General features: G+C 49.8%; 14 protein-coding genes and 3 tRNA genes. 9 read left to right on the top strand and 8 right to left on the bottom strand.

The genetic code is table 11. The features are described 5' to 3' along the window. Positions 1–29 precede the first annotated feature (29 nt). From ACQ9LF_RS08155 to holA, 7 genes are all read left to right on the top strand, one after another. Positions 30–380, top strand: coding sequence for a cupin domain-containing protein (locus ACQ9LF_RS08155; protein ID WP_462488892.1), 351 nt, complete (start codon positions 30–32; stop codon positions 378–380). Positions 381–469: 89 nt separating this feature from the next. Beyond that, on the top strand, positions 470–691 hold the full coding sequence (locus ACQ9LF_RS08150) for a hypothetical protein (RefSeq protein ID WP_462488891.1): 222 nt from the start codon (positions 470–472) through the stop codon (positions 689–691). Positions 692–825: 134 nt separating this feature from the next. After that, on the top strand, positions 826–1998 hold the full coding sequence (locus tag ACQ9LF_RS08145; RefSeq protein ID WP_462488890.1) for an AlbA family DNA-binding domain-containing protein: 1173 nt from the start codon (positions 826–828) through the stop codon (positions 1996–1998). A 101-nt stretch (positions 1999–2099) separates the two neighbouring features. Then, positions 2100–2327, top strand: a complete 228-nt coding sequence (locus ACQ9LF_RS08140) for an IS1096 element passenger TnpR family protein (protein WP_462488889.1) — start codon at positions 2100–2102, stop codon at positions 2325–2327. A gap of 298 nt (positions 2328–2625) precedes the next feature. Further along, a complete protein-coding gene (gene fusA / locus ACQ9LF_RS08135) occupies positions 2626–4722 on the top strand; it encodes an elongation factor G (RefSeq protein ID WP_462488888.1) in 2097 nt (698 codons plus the stop codon). A 257-nt stretch (positions 4723–4979) separates the two neighbouring features. After that, positions 4980–7538: a DNA gyrase subunit A gene (gene gyrA, locus ACQ9LF_RS08130; RefSeq protein WP_462488887.1), complete on the top strand. Its 2559-nt coding sequence runs from the start codon at positions 4980–4982 to the stop codon at positions 7536–7538. Positions 7539–7566: 28 nt separating this feature from the next. Then, positions 7567–8577 carry a DNA polymerase III subunit delta gene (gene holA, locus ACQ9LF_RS08125; RefSeq protein WP_462488886.1) on the top strand — a complete coding sequence of 337 codons (1011 nt, stop codon included), beginning with the start codon at positions 7567–7569 and terminating at the stop codon, positions 8575–8577. A gap of 12 nt (positions 8578–8589) precedes the next feature. On the opposite strand, the gene ACQ9LF_RS08120 is transcribed toward holA, so the two are convergent. Together ACQ9LF_RS08120 and ACQ9LF_RS08115 are read right to left on the bottom strand one after the other, a co-directional pair. Continuing rightward, positions 8590–8675: transfer RNA gene (locus ACQ9LF_RS08120), tRNA-Leu, on the bottom strand. 110 nt (positions 8676–8785) lie between these two features. Then, the gene (locus tag ACQ9LF_RS08115; RefSeq protein ID WP_462488885.1) at positions 8786–9466 is read right to left on the bottom strand and encodes a 7-carboxy-7-deazaguanine synthase QueE; all 681 of its coding nucleotides are present in this window, start codon (positions 9464–9466) and stop codon (positions 8786–8788) included. Positions 9467–9606: 140 nt separating this feature from the next. Here ACQ9LF_RS08115 and ACQ9LF_RS08110 point away from each other — a divergent pair. Both ACQ9LF_RS08110 and ACQ9LF_RS08105 read left to right on the top strand, forming a co-directional pair. Continuing rightward, positions 9607–9678 (top strand) — tRNA-Met (locus tag ACQ9LF_RS08110). Between the two features lie 60 nt (positions 9679–9738). Then, a tRNA-Glu gene (locus ACQ9LF_RS08105) sits at positions 9739–9811 on the top strand. 90 nt (positions 9812–9901) lie between these two features. Here the strand turns inward: ACQ9LF_RS08105 and ACQ9LF_RS08100 are convergent. The 6 genes from ACQ9LF_RS08100 to ACQ9LF_RS08075 all read right to left on the bottom strand — a co-directional run bounded on the left by ACQ9LF_RS08100 (position 9902) and on the right by ACQ9LF_RS08075 (position 14467). Continuing rightward, positions 9902–11035 carry a UvrB/UvrC motif-containing protein gene (locus ACQ9LF_RS08100; RefSeq protein ID WP_462488884.1) on the bottom strand — a complete coding sequence of 378 codons (1134 nt, stop codon included), beginning with the start codon at positions 11033–11035 and terminating at the stop codon, positions 9902–9904. Continuing rightward, a complete protein-coding gene (locus ACQ9LF_RS08095; RefSeq protein ID WP_462488883.1) occupies positions 11035–11508 on the bottom strand; it encodes a 3-hydroxyacyl-ACP dehydratase FabZ family protein in 474 nt (157 codons plus the stop codon). Before ACQ9LF_RS08095 ends, ACQ9LF_RS08100 begins: the two co-directional genes overlap by 1 nt. A gap of 82 nt (positions 11509–11590) precedes the next feature. Beyond that, positions 11591–11764 (bottom strand): histone H1, encoded by a 174-nt coding sequence (locus tag ACQ9LF_RS08090; RefSeq protein ID WP_462488882.1) that lies wholly within the window; start codon positions 11762–11764, stop codon positions 11591–11593. A gap of 210 nt (positions 11765–11974) precedes the next feature. Next, complete coding sequence (locus ACQ9LF_RS08085; RefSeq protein ID WP_462488881.1) at positions 11975–13078, bottom strand: carcinine hydrolase/isopenicillin-N N-acyltransferase family protein; 1104 nt, start codon at positions 13076–13078, stop codon at positions 11975–11977. Positions 13079–13148: 70 nt separating this feature from the next. Then, entirely contained in the window at positions 13149–13625 is a 477-nt protein-coding gene (locus ACQ9LF_RS08080; protein WP_462488880.1) for a flavodoxin family protein, read from the bottom strand. Continuing rightward, on the bottom strand, positions 13607–14467 hold the full coding sequence (locus ACQ9LF_RS08075) for a LolA family protein (RefSeq protein WP_462488879.1): 861 nt from the start codon (positions 14465–14467) through the stop codon (positions 13607–13609). Before ACQ9LF_RS08075 ends, ACQ9LF_RS08080 begins: the two co-directional genes overlap by 19 nt. Positions 14468–14469: the final 2 nt, after the last annotated feature.

The raw sequence follows: 14469 nt of genomic DNA, 5'->3' as shown, positions 1-14469 counted from the left end.
TCAGGAACCTTGTTTCATGGAGAATAGCGATGATTATTAAAACCATCAGCGATGTTGCGGCGTCTCCGGTCCAGATGGAAGGGGCGAAAAATGTGTCTGTTCGGGTTGTCTTTGGGCCGGCGGACAAGGCTCCGACGTTTGCCATGCGGGTCTTTGAACTGGATGCCGGGGGGCATACGCCGTTCCATTCGCATGCGTTTGAGCATGAGGTGATGATTCTGTCCGGCGAGATTGCAGCGGTGACGGAAACAGGATCGATCCCCCTCAAACCCGGCCAGTGCATTCTCGTCCAGCCGAATGAAAAGCACCAGTTCAAGAATCTTTCGGCATCCAATAAAGCCAGCTTTATGTGCCTGGTGCCGATTGCGTATCAGAAATAAGCCGGGTATTCGGAAGCTGGAGAAGGTGTTGAATAAATGCGTTCGCGGCCGCGGAAAACCAGACAAAAGACCCGTTACGATTCAGTTTTGTGTTTGCGGTGCGGGCCATTGTCAGTTTTGCTCCGGCATTAGGAATCGAACCATTCTGGAAGTTGCGAGTTATCTATCAGGCCATGTTGCGTGAAATCGCCGCTCATCCGATCGAATGGAGACCGGGCCGAAATGAGCCGCGCATGGTGCGAAGAGACTGGAAACACTATCCGATGTTAACGACAACAAGAGCCGAGTGGAGGAAGGCCTATGTCGCTTAAGCAACCGCCATTCGTAACTGTCCCTAATATTTAATCCAGCAGATACAACTGGAAGTAATAAAACAGCAGAAAAAGTGTTTTATGTAAAAACTCCTGACAGGCAAAATCAGGGTGAAAGCGTAGGAGGATACTTTATGCATCCATTTAACAAATCAATCAAAGATATAACGCTAGAAGATATTGAAACATTAATTCAAGATCAGGTTCCTGAGGGTCGAACACTAGATTACAAACGGGATTTATATACAGGAAATGATAAGGGCAAGAAAGATTTTCTTATTGATGTTAGTGCATTAGCCAATACGGTAGGTGGTTATCTTATTGTCGGAATGGAAGAGTCAGAAGGTGTACCTAAATCAATTGTAGGAGTTGAAATACCTGAATTTGATAAATTGAAGTTAGATTTTGAGAACCTATTGAGGATGTCCGTTGATCCCCCAATTAGAGGGGTGGAGTTCCAAGCTATCGATGTGGCGAATAATAGAAAGGTATTAATTATTGAAGTTCCAAGAAGTATATCTCGTCCACATGCAGTAACTATTCAGAAATATCATCGTTTTCATGGCAGACATTCCAGTGGAACATATCCATTTGAGGTGAATGATATCAGGCGTGCAATACTGGAATCTGAAACGATTGCCATAAAAATTAGGAATTTCAGAAATGACAGACTTTCTTTGATATCCATTAATAACGCACCTTTACCGTTATGTTCTGGTGGGAAATTCGTTCTACATTTAATTCCCGCATCTGCTTTTGATTTGACGACAAAGATTCAATTCGAACATAATAGTCAGTATGATTTTCCTCCAATTGGTTCAAGTGGTTGGAATCACAGATTGAATTTTGATGGATATCTTACCTATGAACAAGGACATGAGAACAATTATGTGACAAGTTATACACAAATATTCAATAATGGCATTATCGAGGCAGTTGAAGGATCGATGCTGCAAGATCAATCAGACAGAAAGAAAACAATACCATCAGGGGTTTTTGAAAAAAAGATTATAGAATCAACCAATCAATATATTTCTTCTTTACAAAAATGTGGGATTACTCCACCTATTTGGCTATGTCTTTCATTACTTGGGGTGCAGAATTATGTTATGGCATTACCTCAATCTTATTATGACGATGTGGTTTGTATTGATCGGAATGATCTAATTGTACCAGAAATCCTTATAAATGATTTTAAAATAAAAACTGAACGTATTCTTAAACCTGCATTTGACTCTGTTTGGAATGCATGTGGTTTAGCTGGTTCAATTAATTACGATAAAGAAGGTAATTGGAAGCCCCGATAATGCTCCCCGAATTGAGTACCAGTGTATAAGATGGTGGTTGTGGTATAATTCAGTCGGCAATTAGAGAACAAAGGACATATGAATGATGACACACGATCGAATTGGTGGACATCAAAGCCCCTCAGGAAGGGGTAAAATATCCGGTCTGTTTGGATGGCCGGCGAGCCTGCCCGCCGGAAGACTGTGGAGGACTATGGGGATATTCAGATATTCTGGATGTATTACGAGGGAAAAAGAGCAAGCCAAGGGAGCAATTATTGGATTGGCTCGGGTATGAATTTGATCCGGAAGAATTTAATGTTGACGAGGTCTATGAGCTGCTCCGATAATCCCAGCAGAAAACCCATTTGAGAAAAGCGTTGCCGATCCTTTCACTCCGCGTCCGGCAGGGTGAATATTTATTTAAATTCATCCTTTTTTAGCTTGATTTTCATATTTTACTTATGATATGATGTTAAATCTGTATTAACTTTGGGGCGGGACAATCGCTATCTAACTTCACCCACTTTGGCGTATTAAGGTGAGAGGTGTCAAATAAGAGGCGATATATTTGTAAGTTGAAAACAGAATAAAGCAGAGCCAGAAAAAGCAGTATAAACAAGACCATACAATTGTGAGCAGTGAAACATGGAAAAGATCAGTAAAATCAGAAACATTGGAATATCGGCGCACATTGATTCGGGAAAAACCACCCTCAGTGAGCGTATTTTATATTATGCGGGTCGTATTCATCGCATTAACGAGGTCAAAGGCGATGGGGCCGGTGCCACGATGGACTATATGGAGCTGGAGCGTGAACGCGGTATTACCATTACCTCGGCAGCGACCCAGGTGGTCTGGGATGACAAGATCATCAACCTGATTGATACGCCCGGGCACGTGGATTTCACGGTGGAAGTGGAGCGTTCGCTGCGTGTGCTGGACGGGGCGATTATGGTGCTCTGTTCGGTGGGCGGAGTACAGAGCCAGTCGTTTACGGTGGACCAGCAGATGAAACGGTACCGCGTCCCTCGGATTGCCTTTATCAACAAAATGGACCGTACGGGAGCTGATCCGGAACGGGTTCGCCGGGACATTCGTGAAAAGCTGGGACTGAATGCTGTGGCGATTCAGTTAAATATGGGCGAAGGCGATACATTTGAGGGCTTGATCGACCTGATTACCATGCAGGCGGTGAGATTCGAAGGCGATAACGGCGAAAATGTGGTTCGTGGGCCGATACCGGATGCGTATAAGGATTCCGCGGTGATTGCCCGCCATGAGATGCTTGAATCGCTGAGCATGTTTAATGATGAAATGATGGAGTTGCTGCTGGATGAAAAGGAAGTCAGCGTTGAGATGATTCGCCAGACGATCCGTGAGGCGACCATCAATCGGGATATCGTGCCGGTGATGATGGGGTCTGCATTCAAAAATAAAGGCGTTCAGCTGCTGATGGATGCAGTCAGCTATTATCTGCCCAGTCCGCTGGACCGGTGCAGCTTTGCCCGCGACCACGACAATGGCGGCACTGAAACCCCGCTGGCCAGTGATCCGGAAGCACCGCTGGTGGCGATGATTTTCAAGATTGTGGACGAAACCTACGGGCAGCTCAGCTATACGCGTGTGTATCAGGGTCGGATTCTGAAGGGCCAGCATTATCGCAATGCCCGTACCAACAAGATGCAGCGTATTGGCCGTATTGTGCGGATGCATGCCAACAATCGTGAGGACATTTCCGATGCCGGTCCGGGTGATATTGTTGCTTTGCTGGGTCTGGATTGTGCCAGCGGTGATACGATTTGCGGAGAAGGGGTGAATTATTCGCTGGAAAGTATTTATGTGGCCGACCCTGTGATCAGTCTGTCGATTACGCCGGCCAGCAATGCTGACCAGGAACGGATGGCCAAGGCGTTGAACCGGTTTATGAAAGAAGACCCGACATTCCGTGTTTCCACAGACCCGGAGACCGGCCAGACGATTATTGCCGGCATGGGTGAATTGCACCTGGATGTGTACTGCGAGCGGATGCGTCGTGAGTATAAGGCCGAAGTCGTGGTGGGGGCACCGAATGTCAGTTATCGGGAAGCGCCGACGATTGAAGCGACCTTTGATTATAAGCATAAAAAGCAGACGGGTGGTTCGGGGCAGTATGCCCATGTCATTGGTCGGCTGATTCCGCTGCCGTTAAATGCAGAAACGACATATGAATTTGAGGATAATATTGTCGGCGGTCGTATTCCCGGGGAATATGTTCCTGCGGTCAATAAGGGATTCCAGGCGGCGATGAAAAAAGGTCCGCTGGCTGGTTATGAGATTGTCGGCTGCAAGATGTGTCTGGATGACGGATCGTATCATGCGGTGGACTCCAGTGAAATGGCATTCCGCATTGCGGCCCGCGATGCGTTCATTGAAGCGTTCCGCAAGTCGCGTCCGTGCCTGCTGGAGCCGATTATGAAAGTTGAAGTGGAGACCCCCAGCGAATATCAGGGGGCGATTGTCGGTGATTTAAATGCCCGTCGCGGCATTATCATGGGAGCGGAGAATCGCGGCAATCTGACCGTGATTACCGCGGAGGTGCCGCTGGCCAATATGTTCGGCTATGCCACGATTGTTCGGGGTATGAGCAAGGGCATGGCGAGCTTTTCGATGGAGATGTGCCGGTATGCTCCGGTGCCCACCAAGCTGGCCGAAGAAATCATTGCGCGTCGGCGTGAGAACGAAAAACAGGCGGCACAGAAGTAATTTGCCTGTTTTGTTGAGAGCCGTCTTTTCAAGCGGTTTCGCCCGGTGGCGGAACCGCTTTTTTGTTGGTTTAGAGTGGGGGTGGGCCGGGTGTTTGGAGACAGGTTCGTCGCGGGTCTGGAATCTCGGGCTGAAGTGTTAAAAGGCTTTGACAAAAAGAGGTTTTAGCGGTACATTGACACGTTCCAAAACAAGCCAGGAAAGCGTTTTGGGCAGTTCGACTGTTGGATTTATAAGCTATTTCACATAAGGGACTTATGGACGAATCAAATCAGGAACAGCAAGAGCCGCAAACGGCAGAGCGGATCGAGCCGATTCAGATTGTTGACGAGATGAAAACGTCGTATCTGAATTATGCGATGAGTGTGCTGGTGGCCAGGGCGCTGCCCGATGTGCGCGATGGTCTGAAACCGTCCCAGCGCCGCATTCTGGTGGCAATGAACGATTTGGGCCTTGGGCCTCGCAGCAAGCACCGTAAATGCGCCAAGATCGTCGGCGATACCAGCGGTAATTACCATCCCCATGGCGATCAGGCGACATACGGCACGCTGGTTCGGATGGGGCAGGACTGGAATATGCGGACGACGCTGGTGGACCCGCAGGGGAACTTCGGCAGCATTGATAATGACCCGCCGGCGGCGATGCGTTATACGGAAGCCCGGATGACGGCGGCAGCGGTGGATATGCTGGAGGATTTGAAGCAGGATACCGTTGATTTTGTTCCCAACTATGATGAAACCCGAACCGAACCGACGGTGCTGCCGGCGAAATTCCCGAATTTGCTGGTCAATGGTGCCACGGGTATCGCTGTGGGTATGGCGACCAATATTGCCCCGCACAATGTCGGTGAAGTCTGTGATGCGCTGCTGCTGCTGATTGACGATCCCAACTGCGGATTCAAGGATATTCTCGAAAAGCTGCCTGGGCCGGATTTTCCGACCGGGGGTATCATCTGCGGCCGCAAGGGGATTGTGGATGCGTATGTCAGCGGCAAGGGCCATTTGCGGGTGCGGTGCAAGGCCCATGTCGAGAGTCCCAAAAAGGGGCGGGAAAGTATAGTCATCACGGAAATTCCTTATATGACGGTCAAGTCGGCGATTGTGTCCAAGATTGCGGATTGTGTGCATGAGGGGCAGATCGATGAAATTGCCGATGTGCGTGACGAATCCGACCGTCAGGGAATGCGGATTGTGGTGGAACTGAAAAAGGACGCCGACAGTCAGGTTGTATTAAATAAACTCTATCGATTTACACCGCTGCAGTCCACGTTTGCGATTCAAAATGTTGCTCTGGTCAATAATCGGCCGGAAATGCTTAACATCAAGCAAATGCTGCAGTATTATATTGACCATCGTCTGGTGGTTATTCAGCGGCGGACACGGTTTTTGCTCAGAAAATACCGCCAGCGTGCTCATATTCTGGAGGGGCTGATTCTTGCCGTCAGCGATATCGATGAGATTATCAACCTGATAAAGTCCTCGCCGGATGCGCCGACCGCCAAGGAACGGCTGATGAAAAAGCCGCTGCGCCTGGCTGAAAGCCAGACATTGCGGAATATCCTGCCGGAAGCGTTTGTTGCCGAAAAGAGCCAGTCCGATCAGTTTTTGAGTGCTCAGCAGGCCGACGCGATTTTGACGATGCAATTACAGCGGCTAACGGGGCTGGAGATTGAAAAACTGGCCAAAGAATACGCCGAGATATTCAAGCAGATTAACGACTGCGAAGAACTGCTGGCCAGCCGCAAGCTGCAGCTGGATGTGATTAAGGCAGACCTGGAAGAGATCAAAAAGAAATATTCCACCCCCCGGCGGACGGAACTGGCTGGTGAAGAGGCCGAAGACATCAACATGGAAGACCTGATTGCCGACGAAGAGACTATTGTCACCATCTCGCACGCCGGATATATCAAGCGAACGCCGGTGGATGCCTATCGAAAGCAGGGACGCGGCGGGAAAGGGGTGATTGGTTCCGATACCAAAGAAGGGGATTTCCTCGAGCATTTGTTTGTGGCCTCAACGCATGATTATCTGCTGATTTTCACCAGCAAGGGCATTTGTCACTGGTTGAAGGTCTATCATATTCCGGAATTGTCTCGGCAGAGCAAGGGACGCAATATTGTGAACCTGATTCAGATTGGTGCTGACGAAAAGATCACCTCCATCCTGGCAGTGCGGGAATTCGATGACAAACGGCAGTTGATGATGGCTACGGCCAAAGGCAATGTCAAAAAAACCGTGCTGTCGGCCTATGGTAATCCCCGCAGCAGCGGCCTGATTGCGATTAAGCTGGAAGAAGGGGACAGCCTGATTGGGGCGGCGATTACCAGTGGTCAGGATGAGGTGATTTTGGGTACCGCTGACGGGATGGCGATTCGCTTCCATGAAGATCAGGTGCGGTCAATGGGACGTGCCAGTATCGGTGTTGTCGGTATTAAGCTGCGTGAGGGGGATGAAGTCGTGTCGATGGTGATTGTCGAGCCGGGGGCCTCCCTGCTGACAGTCTGCGAAAAAGGCTATGGCAAACGCACGGACCTGGATGATTATCGTCCGCAGCATCGTGGCGGACTGGGCCTGATCAATATTAAGACCACCGATCGCAATGGGCGTGTGGTGGCGATCAAGGCGGTTCACGATCACGATGAGCTGATGCTGATTACCGCCAAAGGCATGATTATCCGTACTGGACTGGATCAGGTTCGTGAAATCGGACGCAATACCGCCGGCGTGCGGATGATTCGCCTGGATGACGATGATAAGCTGGTCGCAGCGGAACGATTGATTGTGGAAGACGACCATTCCGACAAGACTGAGGCCTGATTATTCGTTCCTTCAATTGCAAACAAGTATGGCAGCCAGAAAAGCAGCACAACCCAATGAACCGTCGCCGTCGGCATTCAAGAGTCTGTATGTGATTGTGGGCCAGGATGCGTATCTGCTTGGTCAGGAAACAGAAAAATTGCTTTCACGTCTTCTGGAACCGGATCAGCGGGATATGGCACTCTATCAGCCCGAGGCGGACCAGGCTGATGGGGCGGAGGTGCTGGATGAATTGCGGACACTGCCGTTTTTGGCGGCCCGGCGGGTGGTGCTGATTAAAGAGGCCGAGCCGTTTGTGACCAAATATGCCGAATTGCTGGAAAAGTATCTGGATCATCCCAGCCCGACAGGAGTCTTGATTCTGACGGTCGGATCCTGGGACAGCCGCCGGCGATTGTCAAAGAAGGTTGCGACGGGCACTTGTGCGGAACTGATTGAGGTAGGGGAAATCAAGCCATGGCATATGAGCGGGTTTGCCTCGACCTGTGCCCAGGAGAAAGGGGTTCGGCTGGATCCCGGGGCGGCGGAGTTGCTCGTGGAATTGATCGGCAATGAGCCGGGACGTATCGTAGCGGAAATCGATAAACTCATTATGTTCAAGCACCCCGCCAAAACCATTGCCAAAAGCGATGTGGAGGATGTGATAGGTGCCAGCCGGATGTTTGATGCATTCGAGGTCATTGAGAGTCTATCCGGACAAGACAAAGGGGCGGCATTCGATCGACTGCGACGGATGTTTCAAGTCAGCCGAGATGCCGAATATACAGTGATTGGAGCGTTTGCATTTCATTTTCGACGCCTGTTTCGCTGCAAGGCCATGATCGAAAAGGGCGAATCAGAGCAGACGGCCATGCTTAAGGCTGGCGTGAAATTCCCAAAGATGCAGGAGAAATTCATCAAACAGATTCGACGATTCACCCTGCGTGATTTCGGACAGTTTTTGGCAGAGCTGGGGGGAATGGATTATCAGGCCAAAACCGGTCAGGGAGATATTCCGTCCAATATGGAAAAGTTTTTTCTGCGGATTATGAACTCATAGTGCGGTAAACACTGCCCAGGACTGGATTTGAACCAGCACGAGGTATAATCCCCATCAGGCCCTCAACCTGACGCGTCTGCCAATTCCGCCACCTGGGCTAAATCACGACTCACCGGGCCGTTGCCGGCCTGTTTTGTTGACAGAGCAGACATTATACTTGCCCCCCTGGATTTGGCAAGCCTTTTTTGAGCTTTCTGAAGGGAATGCATTATTTCCCTCGCTGGCCGGACCAAAGCATGACCTGGAGCCGCGGGCCAAAGGAAAAACCGGTTTGCAGACAATAATCGGCCAGCCACATGGATTTTTCAAGATATTGCTGACGGTCGGTCGCCTGGGGCATCAGGAAGACATTTTGAGGGCGAACCTCACCAAGCTGGTGAATGGTGCGTACCACCTCGTCGAGGTCTTCACGGGTATCGATGACAAATTTAAGCTGATAAGGGTAGGCTCCCATAAGTTGACGCAGGGCTGCCAGATTCAGGCGGATCCGTTCGTGGGTGGATGCCTGGATGGGGTCGGTCGGGGTGGAATTAGATAATTTAGGGCTGATGCTCATCAATTCACACGGCAAATCCGGGATAAACAGGATGCCCGAAGTCTCGATCGTCAGATGGATCCCAGGCCGGCGAATCAGTTTAATAAAGGCTGGCAGATTGGGTTGCGTCAAGGGTTCGCCGCCTGTAATGACGATATGGTGGGGCGAGTAACTCTGGATTTGTTCAGAGAGCCATTCGGGGGTGAATTGTGTTCCCGCTGAGCCGCTCTGGGCGTATTGGGTATCACACCAGCGGCAGCGTAACGGGCATCCGGCCAGCCGGAGAAACAGGCTGGGGACACCGGCCAGGCGGCCCTCACCCTGAAGGCTATAAAATAATTCATTGATCATCATCGATGCTCAGTTTCATCCATTTAGCCATGAAAATCAAGCGGTTTTGAGCTAAAATCGAACAAATCCGTTGAAAACTTCTTGCAAGCAAGAGAAAAATCGATATACTTTTCAGACTCTGGCAGGTTGAAAAACCTGTTCAAGGCGGCGTAGCTCAGGGGTAGAGCATGGGATTCATAAGCCCGTGGTCAGTGGTTCAAATCCACTCGCCGCTATTTTTTTTAAATCCAGACAAAAGACCTTAAAAACGCGAACGGTACCCAATTCGCGATCCCGCCCCCATCGTCTAGAGGCCCAGGACATCGGGTTCTCATCCCGGAAACAGGGGTTCGAATCCCCTTGGGGGTATTTGTAAGTGATTATTTTGTAAAGACTTGTGGTATTGCCTTGAGAGCATTTCTCATCGTAATGAACGCCATGCTGTAGTTGTCGGGACCTTTATCCGGATACGGATAGGCGTGGAAAGGCGATTTTTATCTGTTCCAAAAGGACATCTGTGTTCAGATGGGGCTTGAGGGAACAATTCAGCCATAGCCCCGGTTTTTTGCTGCGATACAAAAATCGACAAATCAAGCCTAAATTGTCCTGGATGTCTGCCGAGCAGATCGGTGTCCGACACGGATTGGCATCTTGAATAGCGGACAGGACCATATCAAGCTGTTCCAGTGAGAAGGAGAATTCACGAATATCGGAGGCGGTTGCGACAAAGGCAATCCATAACAGGTTCTTTCTGTCTTTTTGTGCCAAGTCGATGTGTACGACACAAAATTGCGATAGGGGGCTAATCTCACGAAATTCAGGCTGGGTTAGTTTTTTGAGCAGTTCAATTTGATCACGAATCTGGCGGGCTTTTTCGAACTCCAGATTTTTAGACAAAATCTGCATAGAGGCCGTCAGGTTGGCGATCTGTTCATCAGGCCCGACATTGGCAACCCGGACAGCATTTGCGATAGCCTGTTGATAATGAGCCTGTTGTTCCGGATGCAGACAGGGGCCTGGACAGGTTTTCATCTGATAATACGGACACAGGTCATATCGGCCTGAAGAAAGGCACTCGGCATTGCGGCACAAGTGAAATGCGTTAGTGAGGATTTCCGCATATTGATGGGCGTATTTGCGTGTAATGAACGGCCCCCATATGGCCGTATTGGGATTCAGTGTCGGTTTGTCCGTGACGGCAAACCACGGCAGCTTCTGGCGGGTATCGAGCTTGACAAAACAGGGCTTTGGCAACTGGACCAGATCGGCCAACTGATCTGCAAAATACATGCGGCACAGGGCAATATAGGCTTTCTGGCAGGCAAATTCACTTGGGATACTTGTATAATACACCCGTGTGCAGACTTTGGAGATGTCGGCTTTGCGAGAGGCTTTCCTCTGCTGAGTCAACAGCCGGGCACGTGCCGTACGGCGCAGATCCGCACACAACAGCATCTGAATGGGACGATCTGCGGCGTCGGCAAAAAGAATAATACCCCTGCGGGCAGGAATACCCGCAAGGGCTGGAATGATTTCAGTTTCAGAACCCAGACTCAAAGAGGATGCAAAGGACTCTTCAAGTCGGGGGGGCATCAGACATTCATTCCGCTGATAATGGTCTCGAAGGCCAGCTTGTCATTGACAACGCCCTGGACTTTGGCGGAGAATTGCCGACTTCGGACTTTGTGGATATGGCCCAGCATATACAGGCGATTACCCGGAACAACCGTTTCACGAAATTTGGTTTCGTCGATTCCGGCAAAACCGATAAAGCCCTTTAATCCGTAAATTCTCCTCATAAAGAAACTGCAAAGCTGTGCGGCAGCTTCAATCATGATGACGCCGGGCATAATAGGCCGGCCGGGAATATGTCCACGGACCCAGAATTCTTTGTCCGTAATATCTTTATAACCCAAACACATCATCTTATCGAGATCATGCCATATGATCCCGTCAAGTTGTGCCATTTCATACGATTGTGGATTGACTTCCGCGATTGCAGTGCGGTCGAACTCAACTTTGGTTAAATCCAGTTGCTTATAATCAAACAGCAGCGCTGGGGGCATAATTACCTCATACTACTAAGGGATACGGAACTCTCTATGAACGCAGCAAGGCATCCTGACACGATGACGCAAAGAGATATCGTTAATCGACCGTGCGAATCTCCAGAATCTTATTGCGGACGGTCTGGGCGGCCTGTTTGATCATCTGCATCTGCTTGCGAACACGGGTTCCAGCGGCCTTGTTGCCGCCTTCGGCCTTGTTGATGTCGTTTTCAATTTCAGCTACAAGTGTCTTGAGCTGTTCATATTCTTGCATTGCAAAACCTCCAAAGAAGATTATTAATATCGTAAAAATCCATTTGTATCTGAGTGTATCAAGCTTGGATTGGTTTGTCAAACTGAGTTTTTGATAAAATAATAAGGTTTTTATAAAGTGATGTCTTCCGGCTGAGTACCGCTTTGGGGACACTGATTTGGTATTTGCCCCTTTCACAAGGGGCTTAAGGTTACAAACCCAAAACTAAGCCTAATTTGCAGAATTGGGGTCGTTTGTTTTTTCTGCCTGAATCGGATCAATGCAGGTTTTGGTGCCCTTTTTGTCTTTCATTTGAAGCGAAAATTCATAGATGTTGTCATAGTTCCTGCCCATCGCCAAAAGGATTTTGCCGGTGGACTGCCCGTACACGACCGACCATACCGTAAAATCTTTCTGAGAGATGTTTTTCAGCAGCGTCATGGCCTGCTGGGGAGCAAGGTGTCCCTGTGCCTGTTCCAGTGTCTGCCAGGCAGTTTTGTAGCGGTTGCAGGATTTGAGTGCCCGATCCGTATCCAGGCCCGAGATAATAAAGTTGGTGGCAACCTGGAAGGGCCGTGTATTGCGGGTGATTGCTGGCGTACCATCCAGATATTCAATGATTGCCGAATTCCCTGCCGCATCATTGACCATGATATGATTGGTCGGGCTGTAGGTGAATACAATGTTGTATGTCTGGGCCAGTGCGATGGCCTCATCCACATTTTTGGCGTGGTCCAGCATCTGGCGGATAAGCTGCATCTGGCCCAGGGTCTTCTTATTCGGGTCGTTTCCGCCGTTGGATTGCGGAATCGCCATAATACCGACCGCCAGGCCATATTCATTCATGCCATCAAAGGGAATCTGGGGCGCCAGCAACAGGGCCAATTGATTCAGCAGGCCCGGCTTGGTGTTTTTATTGAATCCGAAGTAGGTGATATCGACCATGGATACGGAAGCATAACCGTCAGCAGGGTCCTTGAACAACAGCAGGGCGGCGTCGGTATTCCAGTCGAAATTCCGGCCGAATACTGCATCCGCCTGCGGACTCATCGCAGCAAAGCAGGCACACTGGGGATTATTACTCTGCGGGAGCAGCTTGTTGACTCCCCACTGTTCAAGGCAGTTCAGTCCCCGGCCGGTTTGAAGGTCTTTCATGCCATAATTGCCGTAATACCGCATGGAATAAAGCGGGAACTCATCCACTTTTTTGAATGAGCTCAGTGTTCGGCAGTCGTTGACGATGCAGCCTGTTGGGATAAAAAGAAGAAGGACTACACTCAAACGAAGTCGTATTGTCTGCTGTTGCTTGATGCGCTGCATACCCCGATGCATCATAATCAACTCCTTCCCCAAAGATTCAATGCCGCCAGATGCAATGCCAACAGACTATGTTTGACCCGGCCGTTTATCCAAACAGCTTCAACGTCAATTCCGCCACGCGCTTGCCGCGTCGGGCACATTGAGCCAGTACTCGTTCGTCGGGCCTGCCAATAGAGACCGGACCATAGTGGTCGCCCTGGGGATCTCCCTGGACTGTCATGCCATGAATCAACATGGTCTGAATGATTTCCAGAATGGTGGTTTCGTTGCCGCCGGCGATGTTGGCCGAGCTGGCAAAGGCCGCCCCGACCTTGCCGTCAAGCTTGCCGTGTTTGCTGACGGTTTCATCGAAAAACGCGGCAATTGGTGCAGCCGGTCTGCCGTAATAGGTCGGGGAACCGACCACAATCGCATCCGCCTCCAGTACATCGGAAACCTTGGCTTCGGCTACGCTTTTGCATTGGGTGGGCAATCCCGCCTGTGTCATCGCATTCGCAAAGGCCTGAGCCATGGTTTTGGTATTGCCGCTGCGGCTATAATAAATCACAATTCCTGTGGCCATGCTGAATCCTTTCCGTCTTTCTCGTCGAGGGTTTTGATATTTTTGCTGAAATCCGCCGGAGCATCGATAACAAACAAATTCTCCGGCAGCGACTTATTCAGCTCCGGCTTTGATAAAACCAGGTCGTAGATGTCACCCTGGGTGGACACCGACAGCATTCGCACCGGCAGATACAATTCGCTGTCAATCCATAAATCAATCTGGGTGTAATCGTCTTTATAAACCGAATCAGGCTTGACCTTCAGCAGCAGATGATACAGCTTCTTTTCATCTTCGGCAGGAGCAACCAGCGTGATGACAAACTGTTTCTGCAGGGTCTGTGTGCCCGAAAAACCCACAATCGGAAAGTTATGGCTGATGTAATCGAAGACTTCGACAGGCTTATCCGTGGGGGCCTGCTGGTACTGGTCGATCTGACGCAGCGTATAGTCGATCTTGGTTAGCCACACGCCATCAAAGAAATACTGTTCCTGTTTTTTCTGTTCATCACCCTCATCCTGCTTGATGGTGTCGAAATTCAGCCGCATCTTCGAGCCTTTGTCGTTCTTCTGATACAACAGGGTGCCCTTACGGAGTGTCCGGCTGTCCAGCAGTTCCGGTTCATGAATAAACAGATAATCCACGGCGGCTTTGCAGCTTTTTAATTCTTTGGCAGCATGGTTGATTTTTTCCAGCAGTTGTCCCAGCGGACTGGCCGGGTCAATGGCATTGGGATCGGTGACTTGCACCGCAGCAGAGGCCTCCGAGGCCGCTGCGGGGCTTTTGGGTTCTTCGGCAGACACAATCACGGAAAGACCGGTTGTGCACAGAACAATAACGGAATACCAGCTATATGTTTTCATTG

Source organism: Anaeroglomus insulsum, assembly GCF_050689095.1.
Lineage (GTDB): Bacteria > Planctomycetota > Phycisphaerae > Sedimentisphaerales > Anaerohalosphaeraceae > Anaeroglomus > Anaeroglomus insulsum.
This window is presented reverse-complemented; position numbering and strand designations above follow the sequence as displayed.